The organism is Pseudomonas sp. GW822-FHT02G04 (assembly GCF_058802085.1).
In genome coordinates this window covers 60,635-79,324 of sequence record NZ_JBXANU010000016.1, presented here as the reverse complement: position 1 = coordinate 79,324, position 18,690 = coordinate 60,635, and the positions used below count along the sequence as shown (strand labels likewise).

General features: G+C 60.3%; 13 protein-coding genes. 10 read left to right on the top strand and 3 right to left on the bottom strand.

What is annotated here, in order from left to right; translation table 11 throughout:
• Positions 1 to 11: 11 nt before the first annotated feature.
• Positions 12 to 1,502 carry a leucyl aminopeptidase gene (locus AC1RO5_RS19755; protein WP_493177090.1) on the bottom strand — a complete coding sequence of 497 codons (1,491 nt, stop codon included), beginning with the start codon at positions 1,500 to 1,502 and terminating at the stop codon, positions 12 to 14.
• 294 nt (positions 1,503 to 1,796) lie between these two features.
• On the opposite strand from AC1RO5_RS19755, the gene lptF reads away from it, so the two are divergent.
• The 8 genes from lptF to pdxJ all read left to right on the top strand — a co-directional run bounded on the left by lptF (position 1,797) and on the right by pdxJ (position 10,278).
• A complete protein-coding gene (lptF, locus tag AC1RO5_RS19750; RefSeq protein ID WP_493177089.1) occupies positions 1,797 to 2,915 on the top strand; it encodes an LPS export ABC transporter permease LptF in 1,119 nt (372 codons plus the stop codon).
• Entirely contained in the window at positions 2,908 to 3,969 is a 1,062-nt protein-coding gene (gene lptG / locus AC1RO5_RS19745; RefSeq protein WP_018927093.1) for an LPS export ABC transporter permease LptG, read from the top strand. Before lptF ends, lptG begins: the two co-directional genes overlap by 8 nt.
• A 170-nt stretch (positions 3,970 to 4,139) precedes the next feature.
• The gene (lepA, locus tag AC1RO5_RS19740) at positions 4,140 to 5,939 is read left to right on the top strand and encodes a translation elongation factor 4 (RefSeq protein ID WP_018927092.1); all 1,800 of its coding nucleotides are present in this window, start codon (positions 4,140 to 4,142) and stop codon (positions 5,937 to 5,939) included.
• A 5-nt stretch (positions 5,940 to 5,944) separates the two neighbouring features.
• The gene (gene lepB, locus AC1RO5_RS19735) at positions 5,945 to 6,799 is read left to right on the top strand and encodes a signal peptidase I (RefSeq protein WP_258671092.1); all 855 of its coding nucleotides are present in this window, start codon (positions 5,945 to 5,947) and stop codon (positions 6,797 to 6,799) included.
• Positions 6,800 to 6,983: 184 nt separating this feature from the next.
• On the top strand, positions 6,984 to 7,673 hold the full coding sequence (rnc, locus tag AC1RO5_RS19730) for a ribonuclease III (protein WP_018927089.1): 690 nt from the start codon (positions 6,984 to 6,986) through the stop codon (positions 7,671 to 7,673).
• Positions 7,666 to 8,568, top strand: coding sequence for a GTPase Era (era, locus tag AC1RO5_RS19725; protein WP_007936226.1), 903 nt, complete (start codon positions 7,666 to 7,668; stop codon positions 8,566 to 8,568). The genes rnc and era overlap by 8 nt, the downstream gene beginning before the upstream one ends.
• Before the next feature lie 230 nt (positions 8,569 to 8,798).
• Complete coding sequence (gene recO, locus AC1RO5_RS19720; RefSeq protein ID WP_493177086.1) at positions 8,799 to 9,488, top strand: DNA repair protein RecO; 690 nt, start codon at positions 8,799 to 8,801, stop codon at positions 9,486 to 9,488.
• 43 nt (positions 9,489 to 9,531) lie between these two features.
• On the top strand, positions 9,532 to 10,278 hold the full coding sequence (gene pdxJ / locus AC1RO5_RS19715; protein ID WP_007936221.1) for a pyridoxine 5'-phosphate synthase: 747 nt from the start codon (positions 9,532 to 9,534) through the stop codon (positions 10,276 to 10,278).
• A 128-nt stretch (positions 10,279 to 10,406) separates the two neighbouring features.
• Here the strand turns inward: pdxJ and mltF are convergent, their stop codons facing one another.
• Entirely contained in the window at positions 10,407 to 11,867 is a 1,461-nt protein-coding gene (gene mltF / locus AC1RO5_RS19710; protein WP_493177084.1) for a membrane-bound lytic murein transglycosylase MltF, read from the bottom strand.
• A 274-nt stretch (positions 11,868 to 12,141) separates the two neighbouring features.
• Here mltF and purL point away from each other — a divergent pair, with 274 nt between their 5' ends.
• Complete coding sequence (purL, locus tag AC1RO5_RS19705) at positions 12,142 to 16,038, top strand: phosphoribosylformylglycinamidine synthase (protein WP_493177083.1); 3,897 nt, start codon at positions 12,142 to 12,144, stop codon at positions 16,036 to 16,038.
• Between the two features lie 19 nt (positions 16,039 to 16,057).
• Entirely contained in the window at positions 16,058 to 16,369 is a 312-nt protein-coding gene (locus tag AC1RO5_RS19700; RefSeq protein ID WP_493177082.1) for an NGG1p interacting factor NIF3, read from the top strand.
• Between the two features lie 578 nt (positions 16,370 to 16,947).
• Here the strand turns inward: AC1RO5_RS19700 and nagE are convergent.
• A complete protein-coding gene (gene nagE / locus AC1RO5_RS19695) occupies positions 16,948 to 18,663 on the bottom strand; it encodes an N-acetylglucosamine-specific PTS transporter subunit IIBC (protein WP_493177081.1) in 1,716 nt (571 codons plus the stop codon).
• Positions 18,664 to 18,690 lie beyond the last annotated feature (27 nt).

Here is an 18,690-nt window from a genome sequence, read left to right as displayed (position 1 = left end):
AGTCATCGGTTTCAGGTTTTGGCGCGGTCCAGCAGGTATTGGGTCAGCAGGGGGACCGGACGACCAGTGGCGCCCTTGTCTTTGCCGCCGCTGGTCCAGGCCGTGCCGGCGATGTCCAGGTGCGCCCAGTTCAGGTTCTTGGTGAAGCGCGACAGGAAGCAGGCGGCGGTGATGGTGCCGGCTTTCGGGCCGCCGATGTTGGCGATGTCGGCGAACGGGCTGTCCAGCTGCTCTTGATATTCATCGAACAGCGGCAGTTGCCAGGCGCGGTCGTCGGCGGATTGGCCGGCGCTCAGCAGTTGGCCGATCAGCTCGTCGTTGTTGCCCAGCAGGCCCGAGGTGTGGGCGCCCAGTGCGACGACACAAGCACCGGTCAGGGTGGCGATGTCGATCACCGCTTGCGGCTTGAAGCGTTCGGAGTAGGTCAGGGCATCGCACAGCACCAGACGGCCTTCGGCGTCGGTGTTGAGGATTTCCACGGTCTGGCCGCTCATGGTGGTGACGATGTCGCCCGGACGCGAAGCGTTACCGCTCGGCATGTTCTCGGCGCAGGCCAGGATGCACACCAGGTTGATCGGCAGTTTCAGCTCAAGCACGGCACGCAGCGTACCGAATACGCTGGCGGCGCCGCCCATGTCGTACTTCATCTCATCCATGCCGGCGCCCGGCTTGAGGCTGATGCCGCCGGTGTCGAAGGTGATGCCTTTGCCGACCAGCGCGTACGGCTTCTCGGATTTCTTGCCGCCGTTGTATTGCATGACGATCAGGCGCGGTGGCTGGGCGCTGCCCTGGCCGACGGCGTAGAACGAACCCATGCCCAGGTCCTTGATCTTCTTCTCATCGAGGACTTCGACTTTCAGACTTTTGAACTCTTTGCCCAGGTTCTTGGCTTGTTCGCCAAGGAACGTCGGGTGGCAGATGTTCGGCGGCAGGTTGCCCAGGTCGCGGGTGAAGGCCATGCCGTTGGCGATCGCGGTGGCGTGGGCCACGGCGCGTTCGACTTCAGCCTGTGCCGCCTTGATGGTCACCAGAGTGACTTTTTTCAGGGAGCGAGGGTCGGCTTTCTGGCTCTTGAACTGGTCGAAGGTGTACTCGCCGTCCACCAGGGTTTCGGCCAGCAGGCGGGTCTTGCCATAGCTGTCACGGCCCTTGACCACCACTTCGTCCAGGGCCAGCACTGCATCGCTGCCGCCCAGGCCTTTAAGGGTGTTGAGGATGCCAGCGATGATTTTGCGGAACGGGCGATCGCCCAGTTCTTCATCCTTGCCCACGCCTACCAGCAGCACGCGTTCGGCCTTGAGGTTGGGCAGACTGTGCAGCAACAGGCTTTGGCCGACTTTGCCGGCCAGGTCGCCGCGCTTCAGCACCGCGCTGATGGCGCCGCCGCTCAGTTCGTCGAGTTGTTTGGCTACGGAGCCGAGTTTGCGGCCTTCGCGGACGGAGACCACCAGTGTGGCGGTCTTCAACGTTTCCGGGCTAACGCTTTTTACAACCAGTTCCATGTCCGGGTCCCTGAATTAATGGTCAAACTGCGCGACGCGCAGAGGCTTGCTTATAAGTAGAAAGACGCTGGTGTATTGCCAGCGACAAAGGCCGCAGTTTGAACCTCGCTGCCTGCGCCTGACAACCCTCGGTTATGCGAACTTCAGCGGTTCAGGCGCCTGCTTGAGCATGTGCAGTGACAGGCGCACTCAATCACAGGATAATGCGCATCTTTTTCGGCGGCTCTGCCCTGCGGGCCGGCTGATATGTTTGCTTGTTTGGCCGCTTAGCCTGACAACCCTGGAGTGTCTGGTTTGATTGTCTTCCGTTATCTATCCCGCGAAGTCCTGTTGACCTTGAGCGCCGTCAGCGCCGTGCTGCTGGTCATCATCATGAGCGGACGCTTCATCAAATACCTCGCCCAGGCGGCCTCCGGGCTCCTGGACCCGGGCTCGCTGTTCCTGATCATGGGCTTTCGTCTGCCGGGTTTCCTGCAGCTGATCCTGCCTTTGGGGCTGTTTCTCGGGATCCTGCTGGCCTACGGTCGTCTGTACCTCGAAAGCGAAATGACCGTGTTGTCTGCCACTGGCATGAGTCAGCAGCGTCTGTTTGCCATGACTCTTTTTCCGGCCACTCTGGTTGCCCTGGTCGTGGCGTGGCTGAGCCTGAGCCTGGCGCCACAAGGTGCCAACCAGTTCCAGCTGCTGCTGAACAAACAGGACGCACTGACCGAGTTCGACACCCTCGAGCCGGGTCGTTTCCAGGCCTTGCGCGACGGCACTCGGGTGACCTACACCGAGCAACTGTCGGATGACCGCATCAATCTGGGCGGCGTGTTCATTTCGCAAAAGAATGTCAGTTCCGATAACAAGGATCGGGGGATTTCTGTGTTGGTGGCCGAGAAGGGCCGTCAGGAAATCAGGCCTGATGGCAACCGTTACCTGATCCTCGACAACGGCTACCGCTACGACGGTAATCCGGGGCTGGCCGACTACCGCGCCATCAAGTACGACGAGTACGGCGTATTACTGCCAAAACCGGACGTCAGCGACGAAGTGACTGACCGTGATGCGATGACCACCAGTTCCTTGCTGGCCAGCGACGACATCCGCTCGCGTACCGAACTGCAATGGCGCCTGTCCCTGCCGTTGCTGGTCTTCATCGTGACCCTGATGGCGGTGCCGCTGTCGCGGGTCAACCCGCGCCAGGGCCGTTTCCTCAAGCTGCTGCCGGCGATTCTTCTTTATATGGCTTACCTGACCATCCTGATTGCCGCTCGCGGCGCCCTTGAGAAGGGCAAGATCCCGCCGGCATTGGGTTTGTGGTGGGTGCATGCAATCTTCCTGGCCATCGGTCTGGGCTTGCTGTACTGGGAGTCGCTGAGCTTGAAGATGGCGAGTCGCCGCAGCGCGCTGGAGGTGGCCCGTGGATAAGCTCGATCGCTACATTGGTAGTAGCGTGTTCATCGCGATCCTGGCAGTGCTGGGGATCATTCTGGGCTTGGCAACGCTGTTCGCCTTCATCGATGAGATGAGCGAAGTCAGCGATACCTACACGCTGATGGATGTCCTGAGTTACGTGTTGCTGACCGCGCCGCGCCGCCTGTACGACATGTTGCCGATGGCGGCGCTGATCGGTTGCCTGATTGGCCTCGGCAGTCTGGCCAGTCACAGCGAGCTGACCATCATGCGTGCCGCCGGTGTGTCCATCGGTCGGATCGTCTGGGCCGTGATGAAGCCGATGCTGATCCTGATGGTGGTAGGGTTGGTGATCGGCGAGTACGTCGCGCCGGCCACGGAAATCACCGCTCAAGCCAACCGCTCGCTGGCCCAGGGCAGTGGCGACGCGCAAAGCGCCAAGCACGGTTTGTGGCACCGTCAGGGTGATGAGTTCATTCACGTCAACTCCGTGCAACCCAACGGTCTGCTGTACGGCGTGACCCGTTATCGTTTTGACGATCAGCGCCACATGCTGTCTTCGAGCTTCGCCAAACGTGCGGAATTCGATACCGATCATTGGCAACTGACCGATGTCACGACCACGCTGTTCCATGACAAAAGTACCGAGGTGGTGACTGCTCCGGTGGAGCGCTGGGAAATTGCCCTGAGCCCGCAGCTGCTGAGTACCGTGGTGATGGCGCCCGAGTCGTTGTCGATCAGCGGTCTGTGGAATTACATCCACTACCTGGCTGACCAGGGCCTGAGTAACGGACGTTACTGGCTGGCGTTTTGGGTCAAGGTGTTGCAGCCGCTGGTGACCGCCGCATTGGTGTTGATGGCGATTTCCTTCATCTTCGGTCCGTTGCGTTCGGTGACCCTCGGTCAGCGGGTCTTCACTGGCGTACTGGTGGGCTTCACCTTCCGTATCGTCCAGGATTTGCTCGGGCCTTCGAGCCTGGTGTTCGGTTTCTCGCCGCTGTTTGCGGTGCTGGTGCCGGCCGGTGTCTGCGCCCTGGCCGGGGTCTGGTTGCTGCGCCGGGCCGGTTGATCGCGGGTTTTTCCGGTCTTGCTTGTCACTCAAAACGCCCCTGTCGCAAGACCGGGGCGTTTTTGTAGGCGCCGTCTGACCTGCAAACGTGACGCTTGTGCCGTGGATCAGGTACAATTCCCGGCTATTTTTCGGCGGGCTATGCCTGCAGCCTTTTTGAGTGTTGATCCGTGAGTGATTTGAGTCATATCCGCAATTTCTCCATCATCGCCCACATTGACCATGGCAAGTCGACGCTGGCCGATCGCTTCATCCAGATGTGCGGCGGCCTTGCCGAGCGCGAAATGGAAGCCCAGGTGCTGGACTCCATGGACCTGGAACGTGAACGCGGGATCACCATCAAGGCCCACAGCGTCACCCTGTATTACAAAGCCCGCGATGGCATTAACTACCAGCTGAACTTCATTGATACCCCGGGCCACGTCGACTTCACCTATGAAGTCAGCCGGTCGCTGGCGGCCTGTGAAGGTGCGTTGCTGGTGGTCGATGCCGGTCAGGGCGTCGAGGCGCAATCGGTTGCCAACTGCTACACGGCGATCGAGCAGGGCCTGGAAGTCATGCCGGTCCTGAACAAGATCGACCTGCCACAGGCCGATCCGGAGCGCGTCAAGGAAGAAATCGAAAAAATCATCGGCATCGATGCCACCGACGCGGTCGAGTGCAGTGCCAAGACCGGCCTGGGCGTCGATGAAGTGCTCGAGCGCCTGGTTCACACCATTCCCGCGCCGACCGGCAACATCGAAGATCCGCTGCAAGCGTTGATCATCGACTCCTGGTTCGACAACTACCTGGGCGTTGTTTCCCTGGTTCGTGTGCGCCACGGTCGGGTGAAAAAGGGTGACAAGATCCTGGTCAAGTCCACCGGCAAGATCCACCTGGTGGACAGCGTCGGTGTATTCAACCCCAAGCACACCCCTACCGTCGACCTGAAGGCCGGTGAAGTGGGCTTCATCATCGCCAGCATCAAAGACATTCACGGTGCGCCAGTGGGCGATACCCTGACCTTGAGCTCGACGCCGGACGTCGATGTGCTGCCAGGCTTCAAACGCATTCAGCCGCAGGTGTACGCGGGCTTGTTCCCGGTCAGCTCCGACGACTTCGAAGATTTCCGTGAAGCCCTGCAAAAGCTCACGCTGAACGACTCGTCCTTGCAGTACACCCCGGAAAGCTCCGACGCCTTGGGCTTCGGCTTCCGTTGCGGCTTCCTCGGCATGCTGCACATGGAAATCATCCAGGAGCGCCTGGAGCGCGAATACAACCTGGACCTGATCACCACGGCGCCGACGGTAATCTTCGAGCTGCTGCTCAAGACCGGTGAGACGATCTACGTCGATAACCCGTCCAAGCTGCCGGACCTGTCTGCCATCGAAGATATGCGCGAGCCAATCGTGCGCGCCAATATTCTTGTGCCGCAAGAACACCTGGGTAACGTCATTACCCTGTGTATCGAAAAACGTGGTGTACAGGTCGATATGCTGTTCCTCGGCTCCCAGGTACAAGTGACCTACGACCTGCCGATGAACGAAGTGGTGCTGGACTTCTTTGATCGTCTGAAATCCACCAGTCGCGGCTATGCTTCTCTGGACTACCATTTCGATCGTTACCAGTCGGCTAGCCTGGTGAAACTGGACGTGCTGATCAACGGCGACAAGGTCGACGCCCTGGCGCTGATCGTGCACCGTGACAACTCGCACTACAAAGGTCGCCAGTTGACCGAGAAGATGAAAGACCTGATTCCGCGGCAGATGTTCGACGTGGCAATCCAGGCCGCCATTGGCGGTCAGATTGTGGCGCGTACAACCGTCAAGGCACTCAGAAAGAACGTATTGGCCAAATGCTACGGTGGTGACGTCAGCCGTAAGAAAAAGCTGCTGGAAAAGCAAAAGGCCGGTAAAAAACGCATGAAGCAGGTCGGTAACGTGGAAATTCCACAAGAAGCCTTCCTTGCCGTGCTCAGGTTGGATAGTTAGGTCCTATGTCACTAAATTTCCCGCTGTTGCTGGTCATCGCCGTGTTCGTCTGCGGCCTGTTGGCGTTGCTCGATTTGCTGTTCCTGGCGCCACGGCGCCGGTCTGCCATCAACTCCTATCAGGGGAGCGTCAGCCAGGCTGACATGGTAGTGGTCGAGAAACTGAACAAAGAGCCGCTGCTGGTCGAATACGGCAAGTCGTTCTTCCCGGTGTTGTTCATCGTGCTGGTGCTGCGTTCGTTCCTGGTGGAACCGTTCCAGATTCCTTCCGGCTCGATGAAACCGACCCTGGACGTCGGCGACTTCATTCTGGTGAACAAGTTTTCTTACGGGATCCGCCTGCCGGTGATCGACAAGAAAGTCATCGAAGTCGGTGATCCGCAGCGCGGCGATGTGATGGTGTTCCGCTACCCGAGCGACCCGAACGTCAACTACATCAAGCGTGTGGTGGGCCTGCCGGGCGATCAGATTCGCTACACCGCCGACAAGCGCCTGTTCGTCAACGGTGAGTCGATTGCCGAACAACTGGTCGGCTCCGAGCCGGGCACGTTGGGCAGCGCCGAGCTCTACAAGGAAAAACTCGGCGTCGCCGAGCACCTGATCCGCAAGGAAATGAGCCGCTACCGTGCAACGCCGGACCATACGTGGACCGTGCCTGCCGGGCACTACTTCATGATGGGCGACAACCGCGACAACTCGAACGACAGTCGCTACTGGGATGACCCGAGTATTCCCAAGGATCTGCTGGGCATGGTTCCCGACAAGAATATCGTCGGCAAGGCCTTCGCAGTCTGGATGAGCTGGCCGGAACCCAAACTCAGTCACCTGCCGAATTTCTCGCGGGTTGGCCTGATCAAGTAATCACACACGGCGCTGTTGAACACAGCGCCGAATGCATTTCTGGAGTCGGCACAATCGGCGACAGAAGCATGAAAACAACGATATTCAGGACGTTATTTTTGAACACAGCGTTAATTGTCCCAAGCCTGCGCCGCATCAAGGCCCTGGCGGTGGAATCCAACCACGAACTCAGCGTGGGTAAACCGTGAGCGTCTCCTTAAGCCGTCTCGAGCGTCAGCTCGGTTACACCTTCAAGGATCAGGAACTGATGGTCCTGGCCCTGACTCACCGCAGTTTTGCCGGGCGCAACAACGAACGCCTGGAATTCCTCGGCGATGCCATCCTCAACTTCGTCGCCGGCGAGGCGCTGTTCGATCGCTTCCCGCTGGCCCGCGAAGGCCAGTTGTCGCGTTTGCGCGCACGCCTGGTGAAAGGTGAGACCCTGGCCGTACTGGCCCGTGGTTTCGACCTGGGTGAGTACCTGCGCCTGGGCTCCGGCGAATTGAAAAGCGGCGGCTTCCGTCGCGAGTCGATTCTGGCCGATGCCCTCGAAGCGTTGATCGGTGCGATCTACCTGGACGCGGGCATGGAGGTGGCGCGCGAACGCGTGCTGGCCTGGCTGGCCGGAGAGTTCGAAGGCCTGACGCTGGTCGACACCAACAAAGATCCGAAAACCCGCCTGCAGGAATTCCTGCAGTCCCGTGGTTGTGAGCTGCCGCGTTACGAAGTGGTGGATATCCAGGGTGAGCCGCATTGCCGGACGTTCTTCGTCGAATGTGAAATCATCTTACTGAATGAAAAAAGCCGAGGTCAGGGTGTGAGTCGTCGTATTGCCGAACAGGTAGCGGCCGCCGCAGCACTGATTGCCCTGGGTGTGGAGAATGGCAATGACTGATTCAACCGCAACTCGCTGTGGCTATGTTGCCATCGTCGGCCGTCCCAACGTGGGCAAGTCCACGCTACTGAACCACATTCTGGGGCAGAAACTGGCGATCACCTCGCGCAAGCCGCAGACCACCCGCCACAACATGCTCGGCATCAAGACCGAAGGCGACGTTCAGGCGATCTACGTCGACACCCCGGGCATGCACAAGGGTGGCGAAAAGGCCCTGAACCGCTACATGAACAAGACCGCTTCGGCGGCGTTGAAAGACGTCGACGTGGTGATCTTCGTGGTTGACCGTACCAAGTGGACCGACGAAGACCAGATGGTCCTCGAGCGCGTTCAGTACGTGACCGGTCCGCTGATCGTGGCGCTGAACAAGACCGACCGCATCGAAGACAAATCCGAGCTGATGCCGCACCTGACCTGGTTGCAGGAACAGCTGCCGAACGCGCAGATCATGCCGATCTCGGCCCAGCACGGGCACAACCTCGACACGCTGGAGCGAGTGATCGCCGAGCACCTGCCGGAAAACGATCACTTCTTCCCGGAAGATCAGATCACCGACCGCAGCAGCCGCTTCCTTGCCGCTGAACTGGTACGCGAAAAAATCATGCGCCAGTTGGGGGCCGAGCTGCCGTACCAGATCACCGTGGAAATCGAAGAGTTCAAGCAGCAAGGCAAAACTCTGCACATTCATGCCTTGATCCTCGTCGAACGTGACGGTCAGAAGAAAATCATCATTGGCGACAAGGGCGAGCGCATCAAGCGCATTGGCACCGAGGCGCGCAAGGACATGGAGCTGCTGTTCGACTCCAAGATCATGCTAAACCTGTGGGTCAAGGTGAAAGGCGGCTGGTCCGACGACGAACGCGCCTTGCGTTCGCTGGGTTACGGCGACCTGTAAATCGTCCAGCAGCACATCGATTCAATTGTAGGAGCGAGCTTTTGTGGCGAGGGAGCTTGCTCCCGTTCGGCCGATCCGCGCCCGGGCGAAGCAGTCGTAAATCCTGGCATCGCGGTTTTACCTGAAACACTGAGGTGCATGGTTTTGGGGCCGCTTCGCAGCCCAGCGGGACGGTGCGGCGTTCCGACAAGCTCCCTCGCCACAGTGGATCTCCAGAGATTCGGAAACTGATGTCATTCAGCCCGCCAATCGGCCAACCCGCCTACGTCCTGCACTCCCGCGCCTACCGCGAAAGCAGTGCGCTGGTGGATTTCCTCACGCCGCAAGGTCGGCTGCGGGCGGTATTGCGCAGTGCGCGGGGCAAAGCCGGAACGTTGGCACGGCCGTTCGTACCGCTGGAAGTCGAGTTCCGTGGCCGGGGCGAGCTGAAAAATGTCGGCCGCATGGAAAGTGCCGGTGTTTCCACCTGGCTCAACGGTGAGGCGCTGTTCAGTGGTCTCTACCTCAATGAGTTGCTGATTCGCCTGCTGCCCGCCGAAGACCCTCATCCCGCGGTCTTCGATCACTACGCCGCCACCTTGCTTGCCCTGGCCGAAGGCCGACCGCTGGAACCGTTGCTGCGTTCCTTCGAGTGGCGTTTGCTCGACGATCTCGGATATGGCTTCGCGCTGAATACCGACATCCATGGCGATCCCATCGCGCCGGACGGTCTCTACCGCTTGCAGGTGGATGCGGGTCTGGAGCGGGTTTACCTGTTGCAACCCGGCCTGTTCAACGGTACCGAACTGTTGGCCATGGCCGATGCCGACTGGACCGCACCCGGTGCGTTGTCCGCCGCCAAGCGCTTGATGCGTCAGGCGTTGGCCGTTCACTTGGGTGGGCGTCCATTGGTTAGTCGTGAGTTGTTTCGAAAGCCATAGGGTATGCTGTGCACCGAACTTTCCCTCTTTCAGGAGCGCTTCCGTGACCACCAGCAATCGCATTCTTCTTGGCGTGAACATCGACCACGTTGCCACCCTGCGTCAGGCCCGGGGTACTCGTTACCCGGATCCGGTCAAGGCAGCGCTGGACGCGGAAGAGGCGGGCGCTGACGGCATCACTGTGCACCTGCGTGAAGACCGCCGGCACATTCAGGAGCGCGACGTATTGCTGCTCAAGGATGTGCTGCAAACCCGCATGAACTTCGAAATGGGCGTCACCGAAGAAATGATGGCGTTCGCCGAGCGTATCCGCCCGGCGCACGTTTGCCTGGTGCCGGAAACCCGTCAGGAACTGACCACTGAAGGTGGCCTGGACGTAGCGGGGCAGGAAGCGCGGATCAAGGCGGCGGTGGATCGCCTGGCGAAGATCGGCTGTGAAGTGTCGCTGTTCATCGACGCTGACGAGCGGCAGATCGAAGCGTCCCGCCGCGTCGGTGCGCCGGCCATTGAATTGCACACCGGGCGTTATGCCGACGCCGAGACGCCCACCGAAGTCGCTGAAGAGCTCAAGCGCGTGGCTGATGGCGTGGCATTCGGTCTGGCCCAAGGCCTGATCGTCAACGCCGGCCACGGTTTGCACTATCACAACGTCGAGGCTGTTGCGGCGATCAAGGGCATCAACGAACTGAACATCGGCCATGCGCTGGTGGCTCATGCGTTGTTCGTCGGGTTCAAGTCGGCGGTGTCGGAGATGAAGGCGTTGATTCTGGCGGCTGCGTTGAAAGGCTAGATCGGCGGCGCTGCCTTCGCGGGCAAGCCTCGCTCCTACAGGTCCGGGTTGAACGATAATTGTGTGTTCGACGCTGACCTGTAGGAGCGAGGCTCGCCCGCGAAGGCGTCCTCAAAAGCAACACAGATTTAAAGCGGCGGGGTTTCCTGGCTCGGCTTGGTCTTGTCGACCCCCGGCACGTGCAGGTTGCCCTCGGCGACCTGGGTGCCTTCAAGCTGCGGCTGCGTGACCCACGTCAGGATGTCGTAGTAGCGACGGATGTTCGCCACGAAATGCACCGGCTCGCCGCCACGGGCGTAGCCGTAACGGGTTTTGCTGAACCACTTTTTCTCGGACAGGCGCGGCAGGATTTTCTTCACGTCCAGCCACTTGTCCGGGTTCAACCCTTCCTTGGCCGCCAGTTTGCGCGCGTCATCCAGGTGACCGCTGCCAACGTTGTAGGCTGCCAGCGCGAACCACGTACGATCCGGCTCCTGGATCGACTCGTCCAGTTGATCCTTCATGTAGGCCAGGTACTTCGCGCCGCCCATGATGCTCTGCTTGGGGTCGAGGCGATTGGACACGCCCATGGCTTGCGCCGTGTTCTGGGTCAGCATCATCAATCCGCGCACACCGGTCTTGGACGTGACCGCCGCTTGCCACAACGACTCCTGATAACCGATCGCCGCCAGCAGGCGCCAGTCGACCTTTTCTTCCTTGGCGTACGTCTTGAAGTGCTTCTCGTACTTGGGCAACCGCTGCTGCAAATGCTGGGCGAAGGTGTAGGCGCCCATGTAGCCGAGTACGTCGACATGCCCGTAGTAGCGGTCTTTGAGGCGTTGCAGGGTGCCGTTCTGCTTCACCTTGTCGAGGTAGGCATTGATCTCGTTGAGCAGGCTGTTGTCTTCACCGGGGGCTACGGCCCAGCTCTGGTTGCTGGCATCACCGAGGTCGAAGGCGACTCGCACGTTGGGGAAGTAGACCTGGTTCATCGCTACTTCGTTGGAATCGACCAGGGTCAGGTCGATCTGGCCTTCGTCGACCATACGCAGCAGGTCGACGACTTCAACCGCGTCGGATTCTTCGTATTCAATGCCCGGGTATTTCTTTTTCAACTCTGCCAATTGCTCGGCGTGGGTGCTGCCCTTGAGCACCATGATTTTCTTGCCGACCAGATCGCCTGCGTCGGTCGGCCGCGACTGGCCGTTGCGATAAATGATCTGCGGGGTGACTTCGAGATAGGAATGGGAAAACCGCACCTGCTTTTTGCGGTCCTCGCTGCTGACCAGGCCGGCAGCAGCCAGCACCGGGCCATTGGGCTTGCCCACCTGATTGAACAGGTCGTCGAGGTTGTCGGCGGTTTCGATCTTGAGCTCGACCCCCAGATCGTCGGCGAAGCGCTTCACCAGCTCGTATTCGAAGCCGGTTTCACCGTTGCGATCCTGAAAGTAGGTGGCGGGGCTGTTACGGGTAACCACCCGCAGCACGCCATCCTCCTTTACGCGCTCCAGCGTGTTGGGTTTATCAACACAGCCACTGAGCACCAGGAAGAGTCCGGTTGCGATCAGCCATTTGGCGTACCGCGGACGCAAAGCCGTTGGGGAAAACATCTGCGCAGTATACGCAAAGGACCACGAGCGCCATATCTCGACAGCGAAGGGCTTGTCTGCTAGGGCGTCAAAAACCCGCTTGGAGCCCGCAGTAATGGGCCCGAACAGCATTTTGTGACAGAAAAAATAACCCCCGGCGCGCACCTGTTTACGGCCCGAATGCCCGGCCCGACGTTCGGGTGCAACCGCGCGCACCGTTTCGGGTGATGTCGCGGGCGGTTTAGGCTAGAATGCACGGCCTCAAAGCACACCCCTTCCCGAGGCTGTCCCGAAGATGTTGATCCTGCGCGGCGCTCCTGCCCTTTCTGCCTTTCGCCACAGCAAACTCCTTGAGCAACTGAGCCAGAAGGTTCCAGCTGTCAGCGGCTTGTATGCTGAATTCGCTCACTTCGCCGAAGTTACCGGCGTCCTGACCGGCGACGAACAGCAGGTGCTCGCGCGCCTTCTGAAGTACGGCCCTAGCGTTCCGGTACAAGAGCCCACTGGTCGTCTGTTCCTGGTGTTGCCGCGTTTCGGCACCATTTCGCCGTGGTCCAGTAAAGCCAGCGATATCGCTCGCAACTGCGGCCTGACCAAGATCCAGCGCCTGGAGCGCGGCATCGCGTTCTACGTCGCCGGCCAGTTCAGCGACGCTGACGCGCAGCTGATCGCAGACGCGCTGCACGACCGCATGACCCAGATCGTGCTGGGCAACCTCGAACAAGCCTCCGGCCTGTTCAGCCACGCCGAGCCAAAACCGCTGACCGCGATCGATGTGCTGGGTGGCGGCCGCGCCGCGCTGGAAAAAGCCAACACCGAGCTGGGCCTGGCCCTGGCCGAAGACGAAATCGACTACCTGGTCAACGCCTTCCTTGGTTTGAAGCGCAACCCGCACGACATCGAACTGATGATGTTCGCCCAGGCGAACTCCGAGCACTGCCGTCACAAGATCTTCAACGCCAGTTGGGACATCGACGGTCAGAGCCAGGAAAAAAGCCTGTTCGGCATGATCAAGAACACCTACCAGATGCACAGCGAAGGTGTTCTGTCGGCTTATAAGGACAACGCGTCGGTCATCGTCGGCTCCGTGGCCGGCCGTTTCTTCCCGGACCCTGAAACCCGCCAGTACGGCGCGGTGCAGGAACCGGTGCACATCCTGATGAAAGTCGAAACTCACAACCACCCGACTGCGATTGCCCCGTTCCCGGGCGCATCCACCGGTAGCGGCGGCGAGATTCGCGACGAAGGCGCCACCGGTCGCGGCGCCAAGCCAAAGGCTGGCCTGACCGGTTTCACCGTGTCGAACCTGCAGATCCCGGGCTTCGAACAGCCGTGGGAAGTGCCGTACGGTAAACCCGAGCGCATCGTTACCGCGCTGGACATCATGATCGAAGGCCCGTTGGGCGGCGCTGCATTCAACAATGAATTCGGCCGTCCGGCACTGACCGGTTACTTCCGTACCTTCGAACAGTCGATCACCACCCCTCATGGTGACGAAGTTCGCGGTTACCACAAGCCGATCATGCTGGCTGGCGGCATGGGCAACATCCGTGAAGAACACGTCAAGAAAGGCGAAATCGTCGTTGGTTCCAAGCTGATCGTGCTTGGCGGCCCGGCAATGCTGATCGGTCTGGGCGGCGGCGCGGCTTCCTCCATGGCCACCGGCACCAGCTCGGCGGACCTGGACTTCGCTTCCGTACAACGTGAAAACCCTGAGATGGAGCGTCGTTGCCAGGAAGTCATCGACCGTTGCTGGCAGCTGGGCGACAAAAACCCGATCAGCTTCATCCACGACGTCGGCGCGGGCGGTCTGTCCAACGCCTTCCCGGAACTGGTCAACGATGGCGACCGCGGTGGCCGTTTCGAACTGCGCAACATTCCAAACGACGAGCCGGGCATGGCCCCGCACGAAATCTGGAGTAACGAATCCCAGGAACGCTACGTTCTGGCGGTCGGCCCGGCGGACTTCGAACGCTTCCAGGCGATCTGCGAGCGTGAGCGTTGCCCATTCGCGGTAGTCGGCGAAGCCACTGCCGAGCCGCAACTGACCGTGACCGACAGCCACTTCGGCAACAGTCCGGTGGACATGCCGCTCGAAGTGCTGCTGGGCAAAGCCCCGCGCATGCACCGTTCGGTGGTTCGTGAAAACGAGCTGGGCGACGATTTCGATCCGTCGACCCTCGACATCGCCAACTGCGTCGAGCGCGTCCTGCATCACCCGGCCGTGGCCAGCAAAAGCTTCCTGATCACCATCGGCGACCGCACCATCACCGGCCTCGTGGCCCGTGATCAGATGGTCGGCCCGTGGCAGGTTCCGGTGGCCGACGTTGCCGTTACCGCCACCAGCTTCGACGTTTATACCGGTGAAGCCATGGCCATGGGCGAGCGCACTCCGCTGGCACTGCTGGACGCTCCGGCGTCGGGCCGCATGGCCATCGGCGAAACCCTGACCAACATCGCCGCCTCGCGCATCGCCAAGATCTCCGACATCAAGCTGTCGGCGAACTGGATGTCCGCTGCCGGTCACCCGGGTGAAGACGCACGTCTGTACGACACCGTGAAAGCGGTCGGCATGGAGCTGTGCCCTGAGCTGGGCATCACCATTCCGGTGGGCAAGGACTCGATGTCCATGGCCACCCGCTGGAACGACGAAGGCGTCGATAAGGCAGTAACTTCGCCGATGTCGCTGATCGTGACCGGTTTCGCACCAGTGGCTGACATCCGTCAGACCCTGACCCCGCAACTGCGCATGGACAAGGGCACCACCGACCTGATCCTGATCGACCTCGGTCGCGGTCAGAACCGCATGGGCGCCTCGATCCTCGCTCAGGTTCACGGCAAGCTCGGCAAACAGGCACCGGACGTCGATGACGCCGAAGACCTGAAAGCCTTCTTCGCGGTGATCCAGGGCCTCAACGCCGACGGTCACCTGCTGGCTTACCACGACCGTTCCGACGGTGGTCTGCTGACCAGCGTGGTGGAAATGGCGTTTGCCGGCCATTGCGGTCTGAGCCTGAACCTCGACGGTCTGGCAGAAACTTCCGCCGATATCGCCGCGATCCTGTTCAACGAAGAACTGGGCGCTGTGATCCAGGTTCGCCAGGATTCCACCGCGGACATCCTCGCGCAGTTCAGCGCCGCTGGCCTGGGCGATTGCGTGTCGGTGATCGGTCAGCCGATGAACAACGGCGAGATCAGCATCACGTTCAATGGCGATACCGTATTCGAAGGTCAGCGTCGTCTGCTGCAACGTCAGTGGGCTGAAACCAGCTACCAGATCCAGCGTCTGCGTGATAACGCCGATTGCGCCGAACAAGAGTTCGACGTGCTGCTGGAAGAAGACAACCCGGGCCTGAGCGTCAAGCTCAGCTACGACGTCAACCAGGACGTCGCCGCGCCTTACATCAAGAAAGGCATTCGCCCACAGGTTGCCGTGCTGCGTGAGCAGGGCGTCAACGGTCAGGTGGAAATGGCGGCAGCGTTCGACCGTGCCGGTTTCAACGCGATCGACGTGCACATGAGCGACATTCTGGCCGGCCGCGTCGACCTGAACGACTTCAAGGGCATGGTCGCTTGCGGCGGTTTCTCCTACGGCGACGTACTGGGTGCCGGTGAGGGCTGGGCCAAGTCCGCGCTGTTCAACAGCCGCGCTCGCGATGCCTTCCAGGGCTTCTTCGAACGTACCGACAGCTTCACCCTCGGCGTGTGCAACGGTTGCCAGATGATGTCCAACCTGCACGAGCTGATCCCGGGCAGCGATGTCTGGCCGCACTTCGTGCGTAACCGTTCCGAGCAGTTCGAAGCCCGCGTGGCAATGGTGCAGATCCAGGAGTCGAACTCGATCTTCCTGCAGGGCATGGCCGGTTCGCGCATGCCGATCGCTATCGCCCACGGCGAAGGCCATGCCGAATTCGCCAGCGAAGAAGCCTTGCTGCAAGCCGATCTGTCGGGTTGCGTGGCGATGCGTTTCGTCGACAACCACGGCAAGGTCACCGAGAAATACCCGGCCAACCCGAACGGCTCGCCGCGCGGTATCACCGGTTTGACCAGCCGCGACGGTCGCGTGACCATCATGATGCCGCACCCGGAGCGTGTGTTCCGTGCAGTGCAGAACTCGTGGCGTTCGGAAGACTGGAACGAAGACGCACCTTGGATGCGTATGTTCCGTAACGCTCGCGTCTGGGTGAACTAAGAGCGGGGAGCTGATTGCCGTGTACAAGCTCTGCTTTTTTGTTCCGGCCAGTCATGTCGAAGTGGTCAAAAGCGCTGTATTCGCCGCCGGTGGCGGGCGGGTCGGGGCTTATGACCACTGTGCATGGCAAGTGTTTGGCTTGGGTCAGTTTCGTCCACTGGATGGCAGTCAGCCATTTATTGGCGAAGCTGGGCAGGTCGAGCAGGTTGAGGAATGGAAGGTTGAGCTGGTGGTCAGCGATGAGTTGATTCGGGCGGTGGTGGTGGCTCTGAAAGAGAGTCATCCCTATGAGACGCCGGCTTATGAGGTATGGCGGTTGGAGGATTTCTGATCTTCCTGGCCGCTGAAATGAGAAACCCGCTGAAGTGATTTCAGCGGGTTTTTTATTGGCTGCGATTTAGGGCGTGGCGGCCTTAGGGCCGACCAGGTTCTTGTTGATTGAGTACATATCCATTGCTGCGGTAACGGCTGCTTATGGTTTCGCCCTTACGGCGACTCCCTTTGGCAAACGCCCCAAAGGAAGCAAAGGTCTTCGCCCCGAGCGTCCGGCCCCTCGCTAAGGCTCGGGGTTCCTTCGCTCCGGTATCCATCTGGGGGCATCGCCCTACGGTTGGCTTCGCTTCAACCTACATGCGATGTGTTCGACTGCGTCGAACGGCGCTGCGCGCCAATCCCCAGATGAACACCTCCGCTCAGCCTCCCGAAGGGGCGGGTGAATCAAGATCAAAAGCGGCAGGCGAGCTAACGCTCGGCCTGTTGAGTGGTGAGGGGCGGGTGTATGCCGCTCCATTGTGGGAGAGGGCTTGCCCGCGAAGGCGGCCTGACAGCCGACCAATATCTTGCAGACATACGCCGCTCCATTGTGGGAGCGAGCCTGCTCGCGATGAGTGACTATCAGGCGCCAATAATCTAAACCCTGGCACTCACCTCATTGCGATTGACCAATACCTCCAACGCATTACTCAAACTCGCTGCCTTCTCACCAATCAACAGATGCCAAACGCCGCCCTCAAGTTGGCTGACACCTTGGCAACCAAGCGTTTTCAACTGGCCTTCCGACACCCCCGTGCTATCCGCCAGCTGCAACCGAATCCGGGTCATGGCGATGCAATCCATCTGCAGCACATTCTCGCCGCCGCCCAGTGCCTTCAACCATTGTTGGGCTTCAGTGTTCGTCACCGCCACAGGTTTTGGCTCATCGATATCAGCGGTAGGGGAGGCGATAACCGCGCGGCCCAAAGCCGGCATCGCCAATCGAATCTCATCGGCAATGCTGTCCGCCATCGGCCCGACCACCACCTGCAAGCTGCCGCCCTTGCCTGGACGCACTACCGCCATTGCACCCAACGCTTTCAAGTCCGCGTCCGAGGCTTTGTTGCGATCGACCATGTCCAGCCGCAACCGTGTAGTGCAAGCGCCGACCGTGATCAGGTTTTCGGCACCACCGAGTGCTTTGATGTAAGCCCCGGCGCGCTCATTCTCGGCGACCACAACTTTGTCGCCAGCCGGAACATCCTCACGCCCCGGCGTCTTGAGGTTGAAGCGGCGGATACAGAAGTCAAACACCACGTAGTAGATCACCGCATACGCCAACCCCACGGGAAGCACGCGCCAGCCGTTGGTGGATTCGCCCCAGCCCAGAATCATGTCGATGAAACCGCCGGAAAAGGTAAACCCCAGGTGAATGTTCAGCAGGTTGGTGACGGCCATCGACAGCCCCGTCAGCAACGCGTGCAGCAAAAACAGCAGCGGTGCGAGGAACATGAAGGCGAATTCGATCGGTTCGGTGACGCCGGTCAAAAACGAGGTCAGGGCCATGGACAGGAAAATCCCGCCCATGACTTTGCGCCGTTCTGGCAGGGCGTTGCGGTACATCGCCAGGCACGCGGCGGGCAGGCCGAAGATCATCATCGGGAACATGCCGGTCATGAACTGGCCGCCTTTCGGGTCGCCGGCAAAGTAGCGTGACAGGTCGCCGGTCACCAGTGCGCCCGTGGTCGGGTCGGTGAAGTTGCCGAACACGAACCACGCCATGTTGTTGAGGATGTGGTGTAGGCCGGTGACGATCAGCAAACGGTTGAACACGCCGAAGATGAACGCACCGAAGCTGCCGCTCTCCATCATCAACGTGCCGAAGCCGTTGATGCCATGCTGGATCGGCGGCCAGATGAAACCGAAGACGACGCCCAGGCCGACGGCGGCGAACCCGGTAACAATCGGCACGAAACGCCGTCCGCCGAAGAACGCCAGGTATTCCGGCAGCTTGATGTCTTTGAAGCGGTTGTACAGCGCTCCCGCCATCAGGCCGCTGACGATCCCGGCCAGCATGCCCATGTTGATGCTCGAATCGAGCACCTTGAGGGTGGAGATCATCACCAGATAACCAATGACCCCGGCCAGCCCAGCGGTGCCGTTGTTGTCCTTGGCAAAGCCGACCGCGATGCCGATGGCGAAGATCAGCGCCAGGTTGGCGAAAATTACTTGGCCGGCGTCGTGGATGATCGCGATGTTCAGCAGGTCAGTGTCGCCCAGACGCAGCAGTAACCCGGCAATCGGCAAGATCGCGATCGGCAGCATCAGTGCGCGACCGAGGCGCTGCAGGCCTTCGATGAAGTATTGGTACATGGCGGATCTCCCTGGATTCTTATCGTT